Annotated in this window: 21 protein-coding genes, 1 tRNA gene and 1 pseudogene; 9 read left to right on the forward strand and 14 right to left on the reverse strand. The window is 52.6% G+C overall.

Going from position 1 to position 19,391, the window contains the following annotated elements; genetic code table 11:
- Positions 1-11: 11 nt before the first annotated feature.
- From PW844_RS06335 to PW844_RS06345, 3 genes are all read right to left on the reverse strand, one after another.
- Positions 12-87 (reverse strand) — tRNA-Asn (locus tag PW844_RS06335).
- A gap of 104 nt (positions 88-191) precedes the next feature.
- Positions 192-968, reverse strand: coding sequence for a DgsA anti-repressor MtfA (gene mtfA, locus PW844_RS06340; protein ID WP_299449557.1), 777 nt, complete (start codon positions 966-968; stop codon positions 192-194).
- 169 nt (positions 969-1,137) lie between these two features.
- Positions 1,138-1,815, reverse strand: coding sequence for a hypothetical protein (locus tag PW844_RS06345; RefSeq protein ID WP_299449558.1), 678 nt, complete (start codon positions 1,813-1,815; stop codon positions 1,138-1,140).
- A 591-nt stretch (positions 1,816-2,406) separates the two neighbouring features.
- On the opposite strand from PW844_RS06345, the gene PW844_RS06350 reads away from it, so the two are divergent.
- Complete coding sequence (locus PW844_RS06350) at positions 2,407-3,105, forward strand: phosphohydrolase (protein ID WP_208715483.1); 699 nt, start codon at positions 2,407-2,409, stop codon at positions 3,103-3,105.
- Positions 3,106-3,181: 76 nt separating this feature from the next.
- Positions 3,182-3,433, forward strand: a complete 252-nt coding sequence (locus PW844_RS06355) for a hypothetical protein (protein WP_084875645.1) — start codon at positions 3,182-3,184, stop codon at positions 3,431-3,433.
- A 40-nt stretch (positions 3,434-3,473) separates the two neighbouring features.
- Here PW844_RS06355 and PW844_RS06360 read toward each other — a convergent pair.
- Positions 3,474-5,076: pseudogene (locus PW844_RS06360) on the reverse strand (methyl-accepting chemotaxis protein).
- A gap of 120 nt (positions 5,077-5,196) precedes the next feature.
- Positions 5,197-6,600 (reverse strand): DNA (cytosine-5-)-methyltransferase, encoded by a 1,404-nt coding sequence (gene dcm / locus PW844_RS06365; RefSeq protein WP_299449560.1) that lies wholly within the window; start codon positions 6,598-6,600, stop codon positions 5,197-5,199.
- 143 nt (positions 6,601-6,743) lie between these two features.
- Between dcm and PW844_RS06370 the strand changes: the two genes are divergently transcribed.
- From PW844_RS06370 to dgcQ, 6 genes are all read left to right on the forward strand, one after another.
- Positions 6,744-7,220, forward strand: a complete 477-nt coding sequence (locus PW844_RS06370; protein ID WP_299449561.1) for a very short patch repair endonuclease — start codon at positions 6,744-6,746, stop codon at positions 7,218-7,220.
- Positions 7,221-7,289: 69 nt separating this feature from the next.
- The gene (locus PW844_RS06375) at positions 7,290-7,565 is read left to right on the forward strand and encodes a hypothetical protein (protein ID WP_299449562.1); all 276 of its coding nucleotides are present in this window, start codon (positions 7,290-7,292) and stop codon (positions 7,563-7,565) included.
- Positions 7,566-7,575: 10 nt separating this feature from the next.
- Positions 7,576-8,478, forward strand: a complete 903-nt coding sequence (locus PW844_RS06380; protein WP_299449563.1) for a DUF808 domain-containing protein — start codon at positions 7,576-7,578, stop codon at positions 8,476-8,478.
- Positions 8,479-8,523: 45 nt separating this feature from the next.
- Positions 8,524-8,658, forward strand: coding sequence for a hypothetical protein (locus tag PW844_RS06385; protein WP_021182849.1), 135 nt, complete (start codon positions 8,524-8,526; stop codon positions 8,656-8,658).
- A 181-nt stretch (positions 8,659-8,839) separates the two neighbouring features.
- The gene (locus PW844_RS06390; RefSeq protein ID WP_021182850.1) at positions 8,840-9,019 is read left to right on the forward strand and encodes a DUF2158 domain-containing protein; all 180 of its coding nucleotides are present in this window, start codon (positions 8,840-8,842) and stop codon (positions 9,017-9,019) included.
- A 135-nt stretch (positions 9,020-9,154) separates the two neighbouring features.
- Positions 9,155-10,807, forward strand: a complete 1,653-nt coding sequence (gene dgcQ / locus PW844_RS06395) for a cellulose biosynthesis regulator diguanylate cyclase DgcQ (protein WP_299449564.1) — start codon at positions 9,155-9,157, stop codon at positions 10,805-10,807.
- On the opposite strand, the gene PW844_RS06400 is transcribed toward dgcQ, so the two are convergent.
- The 3 genes from PW844_RS06400 to PW844_RS06410 all read right to left on the reverse strand — a co-directional run bounded on the left by PW844_RS06400 (position 10,804) and on the right by PW844_RS06410 (position 13,452).
- Complete coding sequence (locus PW844_RS06400) at positions 10,804-12,024, reverse strand: glycosyl transferase (protein ID WP_208715474.1); 1,221 nt, start codon at positions 12,022-12,024, stop codon at positions 10,804-10,806. The genes dgcQ and PW844_RS06400 overlap by 4 nt on opposite strands.
- A 32-nt stretch (positions 12,025-12,056) precedes the next feature.
- A complete protein-coding gene (locus tag PW844_RS06405; protein ID WP_299449618.1) occupies positions 12,057-12,854 on the reverse strand; it encodes a mannosyl-3-phosphoglycerate phosphatase-related protein in 798 nt (265 codons plus the stop codon).
- A 364-nt stretch (positions 12,855-13,218) separates the two neighbouring features.
- Positions 13,219-13,452: a DUF2525 domain-containing protein gene (locus PW844_RS06410; protein WP_084875628.1), complete on the reverse strand. Its 234-nt coding sequence runs from the start codon at positions 13,450-13,452 to the stop codon at positions 13,219-13,221.
- Positions 13,453-13,794: 342 nt separating this feature from the next.
- Here PW844_RS06410 and dsrB point away from each other — a divergent pair, with 342 nt between their 5' ends.
- Positions 13,795-13,989, forward strand: a complete 195-nt coding sequence (gene dsrB / locus PW844_RS06415; RefSeq protein ID WP_299449565.1) for a protein DsrB — start codon at positions 13,795-13,797, stop codon at positions 13,987-13,989.
- A gap of 63 nt (positions 13,990-14,052) precedes the next feature.
- Here the strand turns inward: dsrB and PW844_RS06420 are convergent, their stop codons facing one another.
- From PW844_RS06420 to fliO, 6 genes are all read right to left on the reverse strand, one after another.
- Complete coding sequence (locus PW844_RS06420; protein WP_299449566.1) at positions 14,053-15,753, reverse strand: methyl-accepting chemotaxis protein; 1,701 nt, start codon at positions 15,751-15,753, stop codon at positions 14,053-14,055.
- A gap of 150 nt (positions 15,754-15,903) precedes the next feature.
- Positions 15,904-16,539, reverse strand: coding sequence for a transcriptional regulator RcsA (gene rcsA, locus PW844_RS06425; protein ID WP_013509559.1), 636 nt, complete (start codon positions 16,537-16,539; stop codon positions 15,904-15,906).
- Between the two features lie 623 nt (positions 16,540-17,162).
- Positions 17,163-17,951 carry a flagellar biosynthetic protein FliR gene (gene fliR / locus PW844_RS06430; RefSeq protein WP_299449567.1) on the reverse strand — a complete coding sequence of 263 codons (789 nt, stop codon included), beginning with the start codon at positions 17,949-17,951 and terminating at the stop codon, positions 17,163-17,165.
- A complete protein-coding gene (fliQ, locus tag PW844_RS06435) occupies positions 17,951-18,220 on the reverse strand; it encodes a flagellar biosynthesis protein FliQ (protein WP_299449568.1) in 270 nt (89 codons plus the stop codon). Before fliQ ends, fliR begins: the two co-directional genes overlap by 1 nt.
- 40 nt (positions 18,221-18,260) lie before the next feature.
- Entirely contained in the window at positions 18,261-18,992 is a 732-nt protein-coding gene (fliP, locus tag PW844_RS06440; protein WP_084878493.1) for a flagellar type III secretion system pore protein FliP, read from the reverse strand.
- The gene (fliO, locus tag PW844_RS06445) at positions 18,992-19,390 is read right to left on the reverse strand and encodes a flagellar biosynthetic protein FliO (protein WP_299449569.1); all 399 of its coding nucleotides are present in this window, start codon (positions 19,388-19,390) and stop codon (positions 18,992-18,994) included. Before fliO ends, fliP begins: the two co-directional genes overlap by 1 nt.
- Position 19,391: the final 1 nt, after the last annotated feature.

A 19,391-nucleotide genomic window follows, 5' to 3' on the forward strand; every position in this document is an offset into this window, starting at 1 on the left:
TTCTCTAAATATGGCTCCTCTGACTGGACTCGAACCAGTGACATACGGATTAACAGTCCGCCGTTCTACCGACTGAACTACAGAGGAATCGGTGTTGATGGCGCGAATATTAATGGCCACTGGCAGATGTGTCAACAGCTAAAAACACATTTGTATTCAATTGGCTAGCATTAATACAAAGCGATCACGCTTTAAGCAGATTCCGGTGGCGTGGGGGCTAAACGCGCCAGCGGATCCTGGTGGTAAAACTGTTGCAGATGCTGGTACATGGCGGGGAAACGGTTCGCCAGTAGATCCGGCGCGCTAAAGAAATACTCGGACAGCACCGCAAAGCATTCGGCAGCATCGCTGGCGGCGTAAGGATCGATAGTGGCGGCCTGCTCACCGACCAGCTCGACCTCGGCTTCAATTTGTTCCATCGCATGCAGCAAATCTTTCTCCCAGCTGGCAACATCGCGCAGCGCGATGGCCGGGATACCGCTGGTATAGCCGCTACCGCGTGCATCCAGCTTATGCGCCACTTCGTGGATCACCAGGTTATAGCCGGAGAGATCGAACGAATCCTGAATATCCAGTGCGTTTAACACCACCGGGCCTTGTGTCCAGCTCTGACCGGCGTGCACGGCTGCCGCCTGGTGCACCAGACCGCTTTCATCCTGCCAGTGGTCATCCACATTAAAGGGCTCAGGATAGATAAGGATCTCGTGGAAGCCGTCAAGCCATTCCAGACCGAGTTTTAACACCGGCAGGCAAAACAATAACGCCAGTCGCGCGGTGCGCAGCTCATCCAGTTGCAAACCCTGAAGTGGAGTCATCTTTTTCTGTTGCAGGAAGCGCTGGGCCAGGGCGATCAAGGCTCGGTGCTCATCCTCCTCTAGCAGAGAGAAGATAGGCTGCGCCAGCGCCTGTTGCCACGGGAACGCTGCAACGGAAGATTCAACCTGCGCTTGCCACGGCCATTTGAACATTGCATCACTCACTCTTCAGGGCGGAAGACGGTATCGTCGCGCGGTGCAGAGAAAATTACCAGCGCGGATTCAAAGCTGTCTATTCAACCTCTTAGCGAGGATTTTGTCTGTGACTGGGATTACAAAGGTGAGAGTTTTCCTCTCCCGCAGGCGGGAGAGGAGGGAGGATTTATTCACGTTCTACGCGCTGGAACTCGATCACCCATACCCAGGGGTTAACTTCCCAACTGGTAGCACCGTATTGCTTTTGCCAGGCCTTGCGGTAGGCCTCTTTCGGTGATTCAGCATTCATATTCATGGTGAAGAAGTTATTCAGGAAGTGCGAGTCGGTCTGGACGCCTTCTGCCATGATGTCGTCTTCACTGATGTCCTGAATCTTCTCCGCGCGCACTGAGGTAATTTCCAGGTCGATGCGACTGGCCCAGCGCGGCATATGGATGGCCGTCTGCCAGCCAAATTGCTCGGCGTCCTGCATGTTCTCATCCAGTTGCCCCAGTTCATTGCTGTCGGCACGGTACTGGCAGAACGACGGCAGGCGGAACGGGATAGGGTCACGCTCGTATTCTGTAAGCTGATCTTCGGGGACAATCGGTCCACGCCAGGTCTCGCGTACCCACAGACGATCGCCGGGTTTGCCATAGGGGCAGTGATAACTGATATCAGCCATCGACATGAGTTTGTAGCCGTGCAGATGGTTCGCGCTGACATCAAATGCGTGCACACCTTCGTGGTGATCCTGACCCGGACCAAATGCCTGAGTCTTCATAATGCGCCGGGTCTGTGTTTGCTGGCCAACCAACAGGGCGCGTACCCGCTGTTCGGAAAAAAGAATCGGCCGTTCTTTCATGATTTACCTCTTGTTATGTCACGAACCCGGAGAATCTGCTGCCTCATTCGCGTCTGCGGATGTGCAGAATTAGCATAATGGGTTTAAATAAATTTGCTTAATAATTTGTCGCCTTATAGTCAGGCCATCCGTGCGTTTTCAGTTTTAAAAATGGCTCATAAGCAAAAAGCATGCTTGTTTGGCTTAGACGGAAAAACAAAATCACATTTTTCTCAGATACAGTACGTTATAACGGACAAAATGGGAACTCTTTCAGAATATGCCGTGGGTGATCGCTTTACCGAAACGTTTTTAACTAGCGGGTTAAACCAGAATAATTGATTAACACACTATATCTGTATGGCTTTAAAACATTATGGCTGCTAAACAGAGTCGTTTAACTGAAACGAGGATGAGGAAATACCGAAAACATCCATGACGCTGGGAAAGCGGAGTTAACAGCGCTATAACAGGATCAGGATCCCATTTTTTCCTCATGGCTTATGCAGGAGGGGTGTAAAGATAGTGTCATCAACGGGCCGCTATGATGTCCGCAGGAGTAGCACCCTGAGCCTGGCGGTGCTTTATAACAGCAATAACAGGAGAAGCACGATGTCGCTAACTGGTTGGCAAACACGATTCGAAAACTGGCTGCAGCAGAACTGGCTGCATGATGATAAAGCCCATGATATCGCCCACCTGCGACGTGTCTGGATGAGCGCGTCGCGCATTATGCAGCAGAGTGATGCTGATCCGCTGGTGGTGCTCACCGCCTGCTACTTCCATGATGTGGTCAACCTGCCGAAAAACCACCCGGAACGCCATCTGGCCTCGACCTACGCCGCAGAAGAGACGCGTCGTATTTTGCAGCAGGACTTCCCTGATTTTCCCGCAGATCATCTTGATGCAGTTGCCCATGCGGTACAGGCGCACAGCTTTAGCGCCGGAATCGCTCCCCATACGCTGGAAGCGAAGATTGTGCAGGATGCGGACCGGCTTGAATCACTGGGGGCGATTGGACTAGCGCGCGTCTTTTATACTGCGGGTGCGTTGGGTCGTCCGCTGTTTGATAGCGACGACCCGCTGGGTAAAGACCGCGAGCTGAATGATGTGCAGTGGACGCTGGATCATTTTCAGAAGAAGCTGTTGCGCCTGCCCGAAACCATGCAAACAGAGGCCGGACGGCAGCTGGCAGAATACAACGCTGACTTCCTGGTACGTTACATGGCCAAGCTCTGTGCGGAGCTGCAAGGCAACCTGACATCCATTGATGAATCGGTATTAAGAGATTTCAGCCCTATACAGGTTTAATATTAAATTTTTATGACAGCCTGTTAACTTTCGGCATCTTCCGCTACGTTGATGAAAATCAAAAAGGAGTAACAAGATGACCGAGACCGTTAACTTAACCATTAAAATTGATCCTGCGCTGAAAGAACACATCAAACAGCTGGCTCTGGACAACCAGATTTCCATGAGCCAGGAGATTGTTAATCGCTTGCAGGCGAGCTTACTGGCACCGTCTCAGGACGCAATTGATAATCAGGACACAGAGGAAGCACCGGCTGAACAGCTGAGTGCCGCGGAACTGAAACAGATCCGTACGCTACTGAAGAAGCAGGGTAAGAAGAAAAAATAAGATTAAACCCGTCGCCCGACGGGTTTTTCTTTTGAGACATTTAAGCGTGTTCCACGCGAAACTGCTGCGCGCGCTGCGCCAGGCGGTCTGAAAGATCACGCAACTGCGCAGCCGCGTCCACCTGCTGCGCGTTAAGCGTTTCATTTTTCTGGAGTTGCTCGCTCATCGCCACCACTTCCTGGGCAATAGTGCTGACACGACGGCTCTGGGCCGTGGTATTGGTTTGCAAATCGTCCAGCTGTTGTACCACACCCGAAACCGCGTGGCTTATTTGCGCAAACAACGTTTCCAGCGTTTTCACCTTATCGAAACCGTCGCTGACATGCTGGCGCGTATGCTGAATCAAACCATCGATCTGCCGTGTTGACTGGCCGCTTTGCTGCGACAACAACCCAATTTCTTTCGCTACCACCGAGAAGCTGCGGCCATATACCCCGGCATGCGCCGATTCAATTGCCGCATTCAGTGCCAGCAACCGGGTCTGCAGCGACAGATTATCCAGCATATCGACAATCCCGGCGATATCGCCGGAAGCGTTGACGATCTGCTGCATCTGATGTTCCATGTTATCCACCTCCCGCGCGCAGTTACGCATTAACGTATCGGCAGACTGGGCTTCCTGAGTGGCCTGCTGTGAGAAGCGCGCGCCATTTTCCACTTCTTCTGATACCCGATGCAGACGCTGTGACAAGTGATGGAAGCTGGCGTTTTGCGCCTGATGTTGCTGCATCACCTGCTCGTTATGCTGTTTGCATATGTTCGGCACCGGCCGCAACACTCACCGCGACGGTATTGATATCGCTCACGATCTGCTGCAACCCCTGGCGCATGGTATCGATTGACTGGAATAACTGGCGAGTTTCCAGCGACTGGCGACCGGCTAAAGTGTGGCTGGCAAGCAGGTCACCGGTGGCGATTTGTGCCAACTGGGCATTGGCGTGACGCAGTGGTCGTAATACACCACGAATCAGCAGCGTCGCCGTCAGTAACAACAGGACCATTAACAGCGCACTGACCAGCAAGGACAGGTCCCGGCTATGTTTCAGGGTGCTGAGGGTGCTCTGATTCACGCTGCTAAGTTGATGGTTGGCCTGCTCGATTTCGCTGAACCAGGCATCGTTGAATTGCTGCTGAAATGCCTGCATCGGCACCATAAAGAAGGCGTTGATATCATTGGCGCTGAGACCTTTGAGCTGCTCCTGCAACCCGCCAGCCAGTAAAGCGAAACCCTGCGCAAGCGGGCTATCGGCTGCCGCATGATATTGCGTAAACAGCTGCTGTGCCTGATTTAACGAGTCCTGAGCGGCGGCGGCAAGACTTTTCCAGCTATCCACTGAGCCGCTTTGCTGATCCTGCATCAGATAGATGGCCGCCCCATGGCTATTATCACTGGCGGTGAGTAACTCAATACGGGCTTTATCCAGCAGGGCCAGTCTATCCCGGAGCAGGCTGGCCTGTTGCAGCGAGGTTTGGGTCTGATTCACTTTACTGTTAAGCAGCATCACGCCTGCCGATTGCAGCAGGCAAAACAGCACCATAAACAGCAAAAACTGGCTGCGCAGACTGGTGAGCCACAAAGGTATGCGCAGGGAAAACCGGGCGCGCAGCCGCGCTGGCAGAGAGATAACGGAAAGGAGTGACATCAAACGCCCCCAAAAAATAAAAAGCAGTATTGGCAGGGCGTGTGACAGTTTGGTGACAGAGGAGTGACTGCCCGGGAAAACAGCAGAACACGCGTACCTAAAGGAAATTCTGGACCGAAATCACTTATTGTTGTGCGTGTATTGCTCAATCAACGGCAGCAGCAATTGCGCGACAGCAGCAAATACCGGCACCACCACCGAGTTGCCGAACTGTTTATAAGCTTGCGTATCGGAGACCGGAATGCGGAAAAGTGCTTCACCGGGCGCTTCAAATCCCATCAGGCGCGCGCATTCCCGTGGTGTTAAACGCCGCGGACGGCGCGCCATATTTCCGGGATGCTGAAAGTTCTGCTCGCCTAATGCGCTATCCCAGCCGCGATCGATAAGAATTTCCGAACCATCCTTGTAATAGCGTGCCGACAGAGTACGCACACAGACCGCAGGATTACGCGGATCGTTCAGGCCGAAACCGAATCCATTACCTTTGGCTTTATGTTTTTTAGCGTACTGATAGAGATAGTTCCACAGCACCGGGGAGAGTGTGTATTTGGCATCGGGCTGCGGCTCCAGCAAGCTGTTTAGCGCGGGGATCGTTTTTGGGTAAAGCGTGGAGAGTGTGCGCAGTGAGAAACCCTTACTGAGCGCGGTATCTCGCCGGATACCCACCAGCACGATACGCTCGCGGTGTTGTGGCAGGAAATGGCGCGCATCAACGATTTTGGCATCCGGCAGTCCATCGTCATGCGCATTAGCCACGTCATAGCCAAGTTCATCCAGCGTCGCCATGATGATGGCAAAAGTGCGGCCTTTATCGTGGCTCTTGAGGTTTTTGACATTTTCCAGCACAAAGAATGGCGGTTTTTTCGCGGCCAGAATACGTGCCACATCGAAGAACAGCGTGCCCTGCGCTTCACATTCAAAACCGTGTGCTCGCCCCATGGCGTTCTTTTTGCTCACGCCCGCCAGCGAAAACGGCTGGCAGGGGAAGCCGGCCAGCAGTACCTGATGGTCAGGGATAGTGTTGGCGATGTGCTGATAAATTTCCTGTTCATCAGTCAGTCCCGCCGGTTGTGTCACCTGACGGATATCACTGTTAAAACTATGGGTCTGCGGATCGCAATAATGATTGGCTTTGTATGTGCGAACCGCCTCTTTATTCCACTCACTGGTGAAGACGCACTGGCCACCGATCTGCTCAAATCCACGGCGAATGCCACCAATACCTGCGAACAGGTCAACAAACTGGAAGCGGGGCGCATCGTAATGTGCGGGTCGGCTGGGTAACAACGCCCGCAGGCTGGTGACTTCCGCGCTGCTTAGCGCCGGTGCTGCCATCTTGCCCTGACGTATCCGGTTGAGACGTGTTACGTTCCAGTCACGACCACCGGCGTTGCTGAGTGTGATGACCAGATCACGCGCGGCATAAATCGCCAGTACCTGTTGCAGCAGGTTGCTGGCATCGTCATGGGTGGAAACAGTGAGCGGGGAGGGTGAGGCAGTCGCGGCGGTCTCTTCGGCGTGCATGCGTTTTTCCTTAACAGTGAAGCGACTATGCTATCACTCATCACGCCATGAAGAAATTGGCCCGCAGAATCAGCAACAGGGGAGGCTTTCGCTTTTGCCCCAAACCGCTAAAGTTGAAGGAGCCACAAGAAGAAGGAAACGTTATGGCCGACGTCCATTCCCGTGATGTGCGCAGCAAAAATATGCGCGCGATTCGCAATCAGGACACTGAGATTGAACAACGTATCGCTTTGATATTAAAAGACCGCGGCTTTATCTATCGGGTGCAGGATAAAGCATTAGCAGGTCGTCCTGACTTTGTTGTGCCTGCCCAGCAGGCGATTATTTTTGTTCATGGCTGCTTCTGGCACCGCCATCACTGTTACCTGTTCAAGATGCCCGCCACGCGCACCGAATTCTGGACCGGAAAAATTAACAGCAATGTTGAACGCGACAGGCGCTATGTCCGCCAGCTACAGGAGAGTGGCTGGAAGGTACTGATCATCTGGGAATGCGCGCTGCGCGGTAAGCTGCGTCTGAATGATGAAGCGCTGATCGAACGGCTGGAGGAGTGGTTACTGGCAGCCAGCCATAGCGGTGAAATTGATCATGCCGGTTTGCATCATTATCGTGCTGAATAAGGGTGATTGTTGCTTTTATACGCCATAACGGTTTAGATCTCCCCTTTCTCTGGGACGCGGAATATAGCCATGAGCAGCATTAAACTGACGGTCAAACGCCTGTACCAACTTCGTGACGAACGGATGATCAACACCCGAGCCACCGCACGTATCTATCTGGGAGATACGCTGGTGGCAACCGAAGAGATTACGGGTATGACGGAAAGTCCGGTGAGCAAATATTTGCACGCGGGAGATGTGGCAGGGCAACCATTACGCGTCGAGTGGGATTGTGCGGGCATCGCCGATATGTCGGTAACGGCGGTTGAGCGTTGCCCCTGTTGTCAGGATCACGAACCGGAATAAGGATAATATTTTGGCAGGAACCAGCTTACTGACGCTTCTGGACGATATTGCAACGTTGCTTGATGACATCTCGGTCATGGGCAAGGTGGCAGCAAAAAAAACGGCGGGTGTCTTAGGAGATGATCTCTCGCTCAATGCGCAACAGGTTACCGGTGTAAAAGCCAATCGCGAATTGCCGGTGGTGTGGAGTGTTGCCAAAGGCTCGTTTATTAACAAATTGATTCTGGTGCCGCTGGCGCTGCTGATCTCCGCTTTTGCTCCCTGGCTGATTACGCCGTTACTGATGGCGGGTGGCGCGTATCTTTGCTACGAGGGGGTGGAGAAAGTGCTGCACAGCCTGAATCATGATAAAGCAGAAAAAAGCCCGGAGGCGCGGCAGCAGCGGCTTGAGCAGCTGGCACAGCAGGACCCCCGGGAATTTGAGAAGAATAAAGTGAAAGGTGCGGTGCGTACCGATTTTATTCTTTCCGCTGAGATCGTGGCGATTACGCTTGGCATCGTTTCTGCGGCACCGTTGCTGAATCAGGTGCTGATTCTGGCGGGTATCGCGATTCTGGTCACCGTCGGCGTCTACGGTATTGTGGCGATGATTGTGAAAATCGACGACCTCGGATACTGGCTGCGGGAAAAGTCATCCACGCTGGCGCAGGCGATCGGCGGGCTGTTGCTGGCGGCGGCACCGATCCTGATGAAAATTCTGTCGGTGGTGGGGACGGTAGCAATGTTTTTGGTCGGGGGTGGCATCGTGGTGCATGGGATTACGCCGCTGCATCATGCCATTACCGAGTACAGCGGCGGATTTGGCCCGCTGATCTCTGCGCTGCTGAGTAACGGCGCCAATCTGGTGCTGGGATTCCTGATTGGGTCGATCGTGCTATTAGTGGTGAATCTGGTTGCCAAATTGCGTGGATAATCGTTATAAAGCGCAGGAAATTTTTAATCACGGGTCAGGAGAACGATGATGAACGACGATATGTTTGAATTTGATATCGATGCACAGCTGGAACAGGCTGAGGCGAAAGCAGCTGAAAAAGCGCGCGAAGTGCCGACCGATCTGAGCGATGAAGCCGATTGCGAAGGCTGCAAAATCTGATTTTCCCACCCGGGAAACGATTTCAAAGCGGATAATAATTTTTATCCGCTTTTTTTATTTTCCGCATTTTTAACTGCTTATTCCTAAATTGCAGTTGTAATCACAAACTCTTATAGGCAAAAACATCCCCCACCTGCTATACCTGATGAGGTTCATTCAACGGTAGAAGGGAGGGCGCGTAATGACCTTTGCGATCAGTGACGAAGTTCAGCATAAACAGGGCGGACCCACTATGGTGGTGACCGGCTACGCCAGCGGAATGGTAGAGTGTCGTTGGTATGATGGCTATAGCGTGCGCCGTGAGGCGTTCCATAGTGACGAACTCTGTCACTTATCCGCAGCGCGTCAGCTGGCCAGCTAACCGCCTCCGGGACGGTTTTTTGCCGTCCCGTGTTATTCAGCGAACTATCTGATTTTCATTTAATTCCCGCCTGTACGATTTTTCTCCTGCTGACTACACTGTTTTCATTCGCCTTTTTCCGGAGCATGGTTGCTGATGGCACAATCGCCACTTCCCCGGCAGTCGGGCAATCCTTTTTTACCGGTTCACCTGTGTTTTTTTGCGGTTTTCCTTTTCTCCGCTTTTCTCACGGTTCATGAAGCGCTGGAACTAAAAACCAGTTATGAGGACCGTCAGCGTGCGCAACTGTCCGAAATCCAGAAAAATCTCGACAGTCAGTTTCAGGAAAGTGTTGATGAGTTGGTTTACTACGAGAAAATGCTCAGTTATGCCTTAGGGCATCCACTCGATTCCGATAATGCGCGTGAAGCAATAACACGCTTTCGCCATCTGCGTGTGCAGCCGCAATGGCAATTGCAGCTGAATAGCCCGCGCAGTATGCCACTCAATGGGGTGAGCGATGCCTGGATGGCACGCGATTCGCTGTTACAGCGCGATCCAGTGCGTATTGACGAGGAAATTCGAGCGGCGCTGGAGTTCAGCTTTATTATGCAGTTCAGTGATCCCGACCACGATTTTCATTCGCGCTTCTGGTACATCTCACGCGCCGGGTTTTACATCAGTTCGCGTCCGCCACAAAGCGCGCAGGAGCTGGAGCTGAGTTACGCCACTATGGTGCAGCGTAACTATTTCCGCGCGCTTGCCCCGCCACAAACACCTGCCAATCGCCTGCGCTGGACCAGCGGTTATCAGGGATTATTTAATGAAGGCCTGATGCTGACTCTGAGCACACCGATTATCAGCAATGGTTACTGGTATGGTGTGTTGTCGATGGATTTCCCGCAGGCACGGATTCGCGATCTGATGGCGAAAACGCGCCATACGTTGTTGCAGGGCAATATGGTATTCCTGGACAGGAAAATGGATGAAATCGCCCGCCTGCATGCGCCGGATGAAGTTCCCCTCAACCCTGAACAACGGCAGCTATTATTAGGTCGGATGCAACACGAACCGAGTGGGATTCTGCGGCTTGGGACGAAATTTGCCAGCTGGAGCAAACTGGAAAATGTAGATGGTTATATTATCAATGTGCAAACTCTGAAGCAGGGGATGCAGCAGGAGTTAGGCCGCGTCTCTTTGTTCCTATTTGGCATGTGGATATTGTTTGTGCTGCTGTTGGCGGTGGCGCATCAGGTGATTTTTCGCCTGGTAAGGCGTATGGACGATCTCTCTGCGCGCCTCACCTGGCGTGCCAACTATGATGGGTTAACCCGCCTGCTTAATCGCAATGCCTTCTTTGAACAATTCGTCGCTCAGGCAGCCCGTTGCCAGCAACAGGGACAGCCGATTTCGGTGATTCAGTTAGATGTCGACCACTTCAAAAAAGTGAATGACACCTGGGGACATCACGCAGGTGACCAGGCGCTGATTCGCGTCGCCAGCGTCATCAGTCATACATTGCGTAAATATGATAGCGCGGGGCGTATCGGCGGGGAGGAGTTCTGCATTGTGCTGCCGGAAACCCGGCTTGAGGAGGCCTCTGCGGTCGCAGAACGTATCCGGGCACGGCTGGCGGCAAAAACCATCCTGGTTAATGCCAGCACCACTTTCAATATCACCTTATCCGCCGGGGTGTCCAGCAGCGAGGAGCAGGACGATTACCACGCCGAGAGCCTGCAGGCCAGGGCTGACAGCAGGCTCTATCTGGCAAAAACCAGCGGGCGTAATCGCGTGTGCAGTAAAGATTAGACTTTACCGTCGTTATCCTCTTCCACTGCCTGATAAATCCGTTGCAGGATATCGGGAAATGCGGATTGCACGCGGCTCCAGCTGGGGATAAAAGGTTTGTCATTCGGGCGTTCAATAAACGCCTGACCGGCGTCGAGAATCGCCTGGGTGAACATTTCCACCGCCGCTTCTTCGATATGCTGGTCGAACTTCAGGCCGTTCATGGTGGCTTCGTGGTTGTAGATTTCCATCATATCCAGCGCATTGCGGTAGTAGGTGGCTTTCAGCACCCGGAATGAATCGCTGGTCAGAGGAACCCCCATCGTTGCCAGTTTACGCAGCAGCGACTGCACAATGTCGTTACTCATGCGTTTCAATCCACCGGTACCATCCTCTTCCGACAACGGCTGATGCTTATGATCATAGTTATCGGCGATCTCAACCTGACAGCTCTGGCGGGTGGTATAATTGCGATAAATCTCCGACAGCACCCCAATTTCCAGTCCCCAGTCACCGGGAATCTTGATGTTATTCAGCACATGGGTGCGCATGGCAAATTCGCCGGAGAGTGGATAGCGGAAGCTGGCGAGGTAATCGAGATACTCCGAATGGCCGTAGACTTTTTGTAATGAACGCAGCAACGGACCGACCAGCAGACGGCCAACACGCCCGTTCAGTTTGCCCCCCGCGACGCGCGCGTAAAAACCTTTGCAGAACTCATACTGAAAAGCCGGGTTAGCCAGCGGATAGAGGAGACGGGCGAGCATGCTGCGTTCATAGGTGACGATATCGCAGTCGTGCAGGGCGACACAGCTGGTCCGGTCAGAGGCCAGGGTGTAACCGGTGCAGAACCACACGTTGCGGCCTTTGCCTGGCTGGCTGGGGGATAAGCCTTCTTTATCCAGCTCGGCATCCAGCGCCTTTAGCCGTGGTCCGTCATTCCACAGAATTCGGTGGCGTTGCGGCAGGCGGGAGAAGAAGTCACGGGCAAACAGAAACTGATCGCGGTCGGCACGATCAAGCCCAATGACGATTTCATCGAGGTAGGGCACTTTCGCCAGTTCGTTGACGATATTATCCAGTGCCGGACCTTCCAGTTCGGAAAACAGCGACGGTAAAATCAGCCCCATTTTGCGTTTACGTGCAAAGCGCACCATCTCTTTTTCCAGCGATTCAACGCTGCGGTGGGTGAGATTATGAAAGTTAGTAATCACGCCATTCTGGTAAAAATCACTCATCGCCTCATCCTTCTGATTAGCTGTGCGGCCCGTTAATCGGGTTGGGCAAGAAAATAATCCAGACCTTCACGCCAGCCCTGCGGGCCAACATGTGCGGTGTGGTAGACGTTTTCATCATCATCGCGCTGCAGGATGACCGGCGTTTTACTGAATCCCTTAATCACCACGGCATAATCGACACCTTCCAGCATCGGCGCATCATTGGGACCATCGCCTAAGCCAATGGTGATACGCGTCTGGCCTTCCCTGCGGGCAAGATGTTGTTGCAGACGTTGCAAGGCGATGCCTTTACCACTGCCTTGCGGCATAACATGCCAGAAACGCCCCCCCTGGGTTAACGCCAGCCCGAGTGGTGCCAGTGCGGCGCGAAATTCTTCAAGACGGGTGGGTTCATCGCGCCACAGCACGACTTCGGATGCCTCGCGCAACCGACTCTGTCGCGCTTCGGCAGGCGTCAGCCCGGTGAATTTCGCCACCTCCATGTCGCTGAAATCATGAAAGCCAGTGAAGTGAAATCTTCTCTGCAAGGTTTTCAGTTGCTGGCAGAGATCGAGATAGTCACGGCTCGGGTCTTCGGGCAGGGTTTGTTCACCGCCCCAGGCGAGACGGGCACCGTTTTCAGCGATAAAGGGTGCCCCGGCAATGCCGAGTTTCTTCTGTAACGGGATAATCTCGGCAGCGGTTTTGCTGGAACAAATCACCAGCGGGATTTGATGTTGTTTCAGGCGCATCAGCCATTCGCTGGCAGCATCCCAGCGATAATCGTGATGGTCCAGTAGCGAACCATCGAGGTCGGTGACAATCAATAGCGGTTGGTCAAGACTGACCATCATCACACTCCTTACCCCCTCGGGTATGCGTAAAGCGAGGAATTATCAGTATAATAGCGTAATCGTGATCACAGTTTTTCGCCTGTCAGCGTGCAACGGGGCTGAGAATAATCCGAAAACGCAGTGATAGCAGAATTGTGCATGCTGGATGATTGTGCAGAAAAAAGGCAGCAAAGGCGCGGTGTTTTCGGTAACAACCTGCGTGGCAAACGCGCATAGCGTTGCATCTCCAGTAAGTGCTGGCTCTTGTCTTATTCAGACCAGCGCGTAATCTGGCTGCTGTGTTAGAGATTTTCCTGGTGTAACGAATTTAACGTTTTATCTTTACCCGGCCATCCCGCCGGGTATTTTTTTGCCGCGAAGGTTAGCGGTTGACTTCGGTGATGGTGTAATCGCGGATATCCAGTTCAAAGGCCTCCGCCAGCTCGGTATAGGAGTCGAAAGATTCACCGCCCACCTTTACGCGGTGCGCGTGCTCGGGTTCCATATACTCTTTCACCTCACCCGAGGTTTTTTCCTGAATAGCCTGAAGCAACGCTTCAACATCGATATTCACTTCACGCTGAACGTTATCGCTGTACTCTTTTGCAGTTGCCATCATCAGCCTCCTGAAAGGCGCAAGGGGTCTTAAAGCAGTATAGACGGCAGTGAGAAATAGGCGGGCGGCTTATTGACAGGTAAAAAAAAGCCCGCGCTGCGCGGGCAAAAATCCTTGTTACTTTTAGGTTGACTGCGCCTTTGGGGTTGGTGCAGTGCTAAAAATTCTACGCGCTGAGGGCGTCAAAAGTCTCGCCACTAAACGTTAAGAAAGTGAAAATCCCTTACCGGGCACATCGTTAGTCGTTCTGACGTGCGAATCATCTGATGCTGATCGCGATCACGCAGTTGCCCATTTCTTCCGTTACACTGTGTCCGAGGCACTATTTCTGGAGAGTAATCAATGAAGGTCAATGACCGCGTGACGGTAAAGACAGACGGCGGTCCACGCCGTAGCGGGACAATCCTGGCGGTGGAACCCTTTAATGAAGGGGTGATGTACCTGGTGGCGCTGGAGGATTATCCGCTGGGTATCTGGTTCTTTAATGAAAGCGATCATGCGGAAGGGATATTTGTCGAGCCGTATGCAGGGGATTAATGAGTAGCCCCCGTAGCGGGGCGATAAATCGCGCCGCTACGGGATATGATGGATATCTGATGCTTAAAACGTTTCCCAGTTATCGTTACTGGTTGCGGCCAGTGCCGGACGTGGGTTAAACGTTTTTGGCATGGGTTGCACAAGTGATGTGGGCACCAGCAATCCCGGGCTGTCATTTAAACGGAATGCCGCCACGGCCTGCGTCAGTTTGCCCGCCTGATCTTCCAGCGATGCCGCCGCCGAAGAGGCTTCTTCCACCAGCGAGGCGTTCTGCTGCGTCACGTTATCCATCTCAGTCACTGCCAGACTCACCTGCTGGATGCCACGGCTCTGCTCATCTGAAGCGGCGGCAATTTCCGCCATAATATCGGTTACCCGACGTACCGCCTCAACAATCTCGCTCATGGTGGCACCCGCCGCGCCGACCTGGCTGGAGCCATTGCTGATCAGATCAACCGACTCGCCAATGAGTGACTCAATCTCTTTCGCCGCCTGGGCGCTGCGCTGTGCCAGGCTGCGCACTTCGCTGGCGACCACAGCAAAACCGCGCCCCTGTTCACCGGCTCGCGCAGCTTCAACCGCAGCGTTCAGTGCCAGAATGTTGGTCTGGAAGGCGATGCTGTTGATCACATTGGTAATCTCAGCAATTTTCTTTGAGCTGCCGGAAATGTTGTTCATGGTTTTCACCACGCCGTTAACCAGCTCACCACCGCTGCGCGCTTTGCCGGAAGCATCCGCTGCCAGCTGGCTGGCATGATGGGCGTTTTCTGCGTTCTGCTTCACCGTGGCCGTCAGTTGTTCCATGCTGGCCGCCGTTTGCTCCAGCGCAGAAGCCTGTTCTTCGGTACGTGAGGAGAGGTCGGTATTACCCGCAGAGATTTCACTGGACCCCTGATAAATCGCCACTGCCCCTTCACGGACCGTGCCGACGGTACGTACCAGCGAAGCCTGCATCAGTTGCAGATTATGCAGCAGGCTGCCAATCTCGCTGCGGCCCCAGTGCTGTTCTGGCGCGGTCAGGTCGCCCTGCGCGATGCGTTCAATGCGCGCCACGGATTGACGCAGCGGGTTAATCACCACGCGGCGCAGGAACAGGAAGGTCAGTAGCACCAGCACCAGCGCGGCGGCAAATGCCGCTGCCATCGCGATAAAACCGATGCGGGATTGATGTGCGGCCATGGCGTTAATGGCATCTGCCCGGTCGGTGCGAATCTTAATCGCCTTCAGTAACACCGCGTTATACGCATCATCCAGCTTGCGCGTTACGTCGGTTTCCTGCGCGATAATTCCTTCAAAGCTGCCTTGCTTTGCCGAGTCGATCATCGGCTTCAGTCCTTTATCAATATAGGCATTGAAGCGTTCGGTTAGCGGTGCATCCAGTGCCAGGTCTTCTGCGGTTTTGGTTTTACGGTCCATATACAGTTTGAAGCCCGCACGAGCCTGTTCAATGCGCTGCTCGGTGCGTGCCAGATCGGCACGGTAGCCATCCATCTCACCAATACGTGCTGCCGCGCCGGACTGGATCACATTCAGACGGGCGGTGCGTAAGTGGTTGGAACTGTTGGAAATCCCCATGCGGATTTGAATTTCATCCGTGGCGTCATTCAGCGACGTATTGCTTTGAATCAGAAAGTAGCTGGCGAGTCCAATGCACAGGGCAAAAAGCAGCAGAATGCCACCAAAGATCATGCTGAAAAGAGGCATCAGGCGCAGGTTCTGCCAGATGCTGAGCTTATGTTGCTCATCAATCGATGCTGTTTTCATATCCTTGCTCTCAGTTAGGTAGGTGTGCTGAAGCTAACATCGGCAAGGCAGGAGAAAGGATTAGATGGCAGAGTGGGATCTGCATCGCAAAACGGATAAAACGCAAAAAGGGCTAATCTGCTGATTAGCCCTTATTTTTACCGTGTGAAATTATCGCACGTTGACATAGATGCCAGAAGTAACATTATCCGTCAGACGCACAACATGGTAAATAACCTGTTTATTGTGGGTCTTAATTTTGCGTTTAATATTACCTTTGTGTGACGAAACTGTTTTCGCCTTAATTTGCATCTTATCTGAAATCTGAATGGTGTCGTGGCCTGACATCCACATTTTCAGCATGTTCGATTCCGTCTGGCTTAATGTCAGAGGGTGAATATCAAGTCCAGCTGAAATTCGCGGCGCTGCATTGAGTTTCTTTTGCAGATAGGTGCCAAGTAAAGAGTCCAGGGTCGATGTTTTAATCGATTTTGATGTAATAATCAGGTTCTTACGAACGTAGAGATATTCCTCAAAATGGATGTTTGAAATCGCCATGAAGATGAAAAATAAGGTGTCAGGGTGCTGCATGATAATACCGCGAATACGATCACTGGAATCGGATTCATGAATGAAACACTCTTCGTTAATAAATACTACTCCGGGTTTGAGCTGTTCACAGCGTTGCTGCAATTGTTCGATATCCGACACGGAAGTAATATTTTTCTTTTTAACTCCTTTTGCGGACATATAGTCCGATAATCCCAGGCGTGTGTAGTTGCATGAATCCATAATAATCGTTGGCATGTTAGCGACCCTCACCAAATTTGTTATCCGTTTAAATCAACGATGAATTACGCGTTTGCGGTACGAGAGAGATTTCCAAAGACACTTTTTTATTCTGCTCAGCAGTCTGGCGACTCGTACGCCATAATGACTCTTCCCTGACCCGTCCTGCGAAGTTTGTTGTGTTACTTCACGTCACTCTTGTCCCCGCGATAGTGGGAATCGCCGGGAAGTTGCCTTAAGTACTTAGATCGCACTGTTTTTGCGAGCCATGTCACTATCGCGCATGTCACAGACAAATCTGATAGGACAAATCTTAAAAACATTTGAATTGCGAAAGTGTGACGCTTCAGCGAGTGTTGACAATGCCGTAAAAAAAGAATTCTTACAAGAAAAATCGCTGTTAAATTTTTTTTGTTCAAAAACAATCTTTTGGGCATTTTCTCAACGAATCCACACGTTTAGGCATCGTAGGATTCGTCTGACTAAAATACTTGAAGCGTCGTTTAATAAGAATAATTTTCACCATAAATGCGCATTTATCAGAATATCCTCAGTTGATTTCTGAGAAATATGGTTCGAAAAATGCACAAATAGATTTTGAATCCTTAACTATCACTTAAGAACGGCTACAGAATCGTTAATCATCCTTGCCGGGAGAGTTCTGACATGAACTGAGCGAGCAAATCAAAGACTTCGCTGAAGAGATGTTCGCAGAAGGGGGCGAGCAGAGGCATCATCAGACCCAGGCTGAGGATACCCACAGATAAGGTTATCGGGAAGCCCACCACGAAAATTGATAACTGTGGTGTAACACGGTTTAACAAACCCAGGGCCATGTTGATCGTGAGGAGCAGAACTATCAAAGGCAGCGCTAACATCATGCCGTTAAGGAAAATTAATCCCGCTGCCTTCACCAGCGCCATAAAAGCGTTGGCGTTAAGGGGGTGATCGCTGATCGGCATGGTGTGAAAACTATCGACCAGCATCGAGATCAACCACAGATGACCGTTAAAAGTCAGGAACAGCAGCATCGCCAGCATATCAAGGATACGCGCCAGTACCGGCATATTGAGGCGACTGGCGGGATCAAAGAACGTCGCGAACGACAGCCCCATCTGCAAACCAATCACTTCACCCGCCATGCGCACCGCACCAAAGGCAAACTGCATGGTCAGACCGAGGCCGACACCAATCAATATTTGCTGCAGCAGCAGCCAGAAACCGGCAGCGCTAAATAGCGTAACGTTAACTGAGGGCAGCAGCGGCATCAAAATCCAGGTGGTGAGCACTGCCAGGCCAATTTTGACGCGGTTAGGAATGCTTTTTTCACTCAAAACCGGTGCGCTGGCAAACAGTGCCAGCAAACGCACCATCGGCCAGAAAAACTGGCTGACCCAGTGGACCAGTTGGCTGCTGTCGAGGGTAATCATTAACCGATGATATAGGGCAGGTTGCTGAACAGGTTGCGCATGTAATCCAGGATCAGATTCAGCATCCACGGGCCAGCAATCACGGCGGTGGCGGCAACGGCGAGAATTTTAGGGATAAACGACAGCGTTTGTTCGTTAATCTGCGTAGCGGCCTGCAACACGCTGATGATCAATCCACTGACCAGCGCCACCAGCAACATCGGGGCGGCCATCATCAGCGCGATACGCATCGCTTCCTGTCCCATTACCATTACCGATTCGGGTGTCATGTTGCGCTCCTGTGTTGAGAAAAGTGGCGAACGACGCCACTCAGGAATAGAAACTTTGTGCCAGTGAACCCACCAGCAACTGCCAGCCATCCACCAGCACGAACAGCATCAGTTTGAACGGCAGCGAAATTGAGGCCGGTGGCACCATCATCATCCCCAGCGCCATCAGCACGCTGGCAACCACCAGGTCGATAATCAGGAAGGGGATAAAGACCGAGAAACCAATCTGGAAGGCCGTTTTTAGCTCGCTGGTCACATAGGCAGGCAGCAGGATGCGCATCGGCACGGCTTCCGGTCCCTGAATCGGTGGCGTGTTAGCCAAACGGGCAAACAAGGCGAGGTCGGCTTCGCGGGTTTGGCGCAACATAAAGTCACGCAGCGGCTGGGCACCTTTATCAATGGCGACATCCATGCTGATCTTGTCCTGACTGAACGGCAGATAAGCATCGGTATAAATTTTGTCGAAGGTCGGTGCCATGATGAAGAAGGTCAGAAACAACGCCAGACCGACCAGCACCTGGTTCGGCGGGGCTGACGGCGTCCCCAGTGCGTTGCGCAACAAACCAAACACAATAATGATGCGGGTGAAACTGGTCATCATCAGCAACACTGCCGGAAGAAACGACAGAGAGGTGATAAATACCAGCGTCTGCACCGGCAGCGACCAACTCTGGCCACCGTTTGCCAGCGGATGGCTTACCAGACCTGGCAGTTGCGCATGGGCAACCGGTGCCAGCAACAGCAGTGGCAGAAGGGGAAGCAATCGACGCATCATTGGGGTTTTCCGGGGCGTTTAACTAAAGTCTGTAGCAGCTGACGAAAATCCTGCGCGGCTGCCGGGGAAGCCGAAAGCTCTTCCGGTGCAATCGGCGGCAGGCTGTGCAGATGGGTAATTTGCTGCGCGGTCACGCCAAGTACCAGACGGGCATCCGCGGTATCGACAATCACCACCCGCTCCTGTTTGCCGACCAGCACGCTGGCGCTGACTTTCAGTGCCTGACCGTTGACCGTTTTCGGCGCAAAACCGAGGCGGCGTGCCAGCCAACCGCAGGCGAGGATCAGCAGGATAATCACTGCCAGCACGCTGCTGACCTGGCCTACCACCGAACCGGTTGAAACCACCGGTTCGCTATGGATTACCGGCTGACCGGTTTGCGCATCTTTTAACATT

The sequence above is a fragment of the Pantoea sp. genome, assembly GCF_028283705.1.
Lineage (GTDB): Bacteria > Pseudomonadota > Gammaproteobacteria > Enterobacterales > Enterobacteriaceae > Pantoea.

What these genes read in the sequence shown, in the direction of transcription:
- dcm (WP_299449560.1), bottom strand. Translation starts at nt 6,600, where the DNA reads ATGCACGCCGAAGAGACCGCCGCGACTGCCTCACCCTCCCCGCTCACT.
- PW844_RS06420 (WP_299449566.1), bottom strand. Translation starts at nt 15,753, where the DNA reads ATGAAAACAGCATCGATTGATGAGCAACATAAGCTCAGCATCTGGCAG.
- PW844_RS06385 (WP_021182849.1), top strand. Translation starts at nt 8,524, where the DNA reads ATGATGAACGACGATATGTTTGAATTTGATATCGATGCACAGCTGGAA.
- rcsA (WP_013509559.1), bottom strand. Translation starts at nt 16,539, where the DNA reads ATGCCAACGATTATTATGGATTCATGCAACTACACACGCCTGGGATTA.
- PW844_RS06410 (WP_084875628.1), bottom strand. Translation starts at nt 13,452, where the DNA reads ATGGCAACTGCAAAAGAGTACAGCGATAACGTTCAGCGTGAAGTGAAT.
- fliO (WP_299449569.1), bottom strand. Translation starts at nt 19,390, where the DNA reads ATGTTAAAAGATGCGCAAACCGGTCAGCCGGTAATCCATAGCGAACCG.
- dsrB (WP_299449565.1), top strand. Translation starts at nt 13,795, where the DNA reads ATGAAGGTCAATGACCGCGTGACGGTAAAGACAGACGGCGGTCCACGC.
- fliR (WP_299449567.1), bottom strand. Translation starts at nt 17,951, where the DNA reads ATGATTACCCTCGACAGCAGCCAACTGGTCCACTGGGTCAGCCAGTTT.
- fliP (WP_084878493.1), bottom strand. Translation starts at nt 18,992, where the DNA reads ATGCGTCGATTGCTTCCCCTTCTGCCACTGCTGTTGCTGGCACCGGTT.
- PW844_RS06350 (WP_208715483.1), top strand. Translation starts at nt 2,407, where the DNA reads ATGTCGCTAACTGGTTGGCAAACACGATTCGAAAACTGGCTGCAGCAG.
- PW844_RS06400 (WP_208715474.1), bottom strand. Translation starts at nt 12,024, where the DNA reads ATGAGTGATTTTTACCAGAATGGCGTGATTACTAACTTTCATAATCTC.
- PW844_RS06375 (WP_299449562.1), top strand. Translation starts at nt 7,290, where the DNA reads ATGAGCAGCATTAAACTGACGGTCAAACGCCTGTACCAACTTCGTGAC.
- PW844_RS06355 (WP_084875645.1), top strand. Translation starts at nt 3,182, where the DNA reads ATGACCGAGACCGTTAACTTAACCATTAAAATTGATCCTGCGCTGAAA.
- PW844_RS06370 (WP_299449561.1), top strand. Translation starts at nt 6,744, where the DNA reads ATGGCCGACGTCCATTCCCGTGATGTGCGCAGCAAAAATATGCGCGCG.
- mtfA (WP_299449557.1), bottom strand. Translation starts at nt 968, where the DNA reads ATGTTCAAATGGCCGTGGCAAGCGCAGGTTGAATCTTCCGTTGCAGCG.
- PW844_RS06390 (WP_021182850.1), top strand. Translation starts at nt 8,840, where the DNA reads ATGACCTTTGCGATCAGTGACGAAGTTCAGCATAAACAGGGCGGACCC.
- dgcQ (WP_299449564.1), top strand. Translation starts at nt 9,155, where the DNA reads ATGGCACAATCGCCACTTCCCCGGCAGTCGGGCAATCCTTTTTTACCG.
- PW844_RS06405 (WP_299449618.1), bottom strand. Translation starts at nt 12,854, where the DNA reads ATGGTCAGTCTTGACCAACCGCTATTGATTGTCACCGACCTCGATGGT.
- PW844_RS06345 (WP_299449558.1), bottom strand. Translation starts at nt 1,815, where the DNA reads ATGAAAGAACGGCCGATTCTTTTTTCCGAACAGCGGGTACGCGCCCTG.
- fliQ (WP_299449568.1), bottom strand. Translation starts at nt 18,220, where the DNA reads ATGACACCCGAATCGGTAATGGTAATGGGACAGGAAGCGATGCGTATC.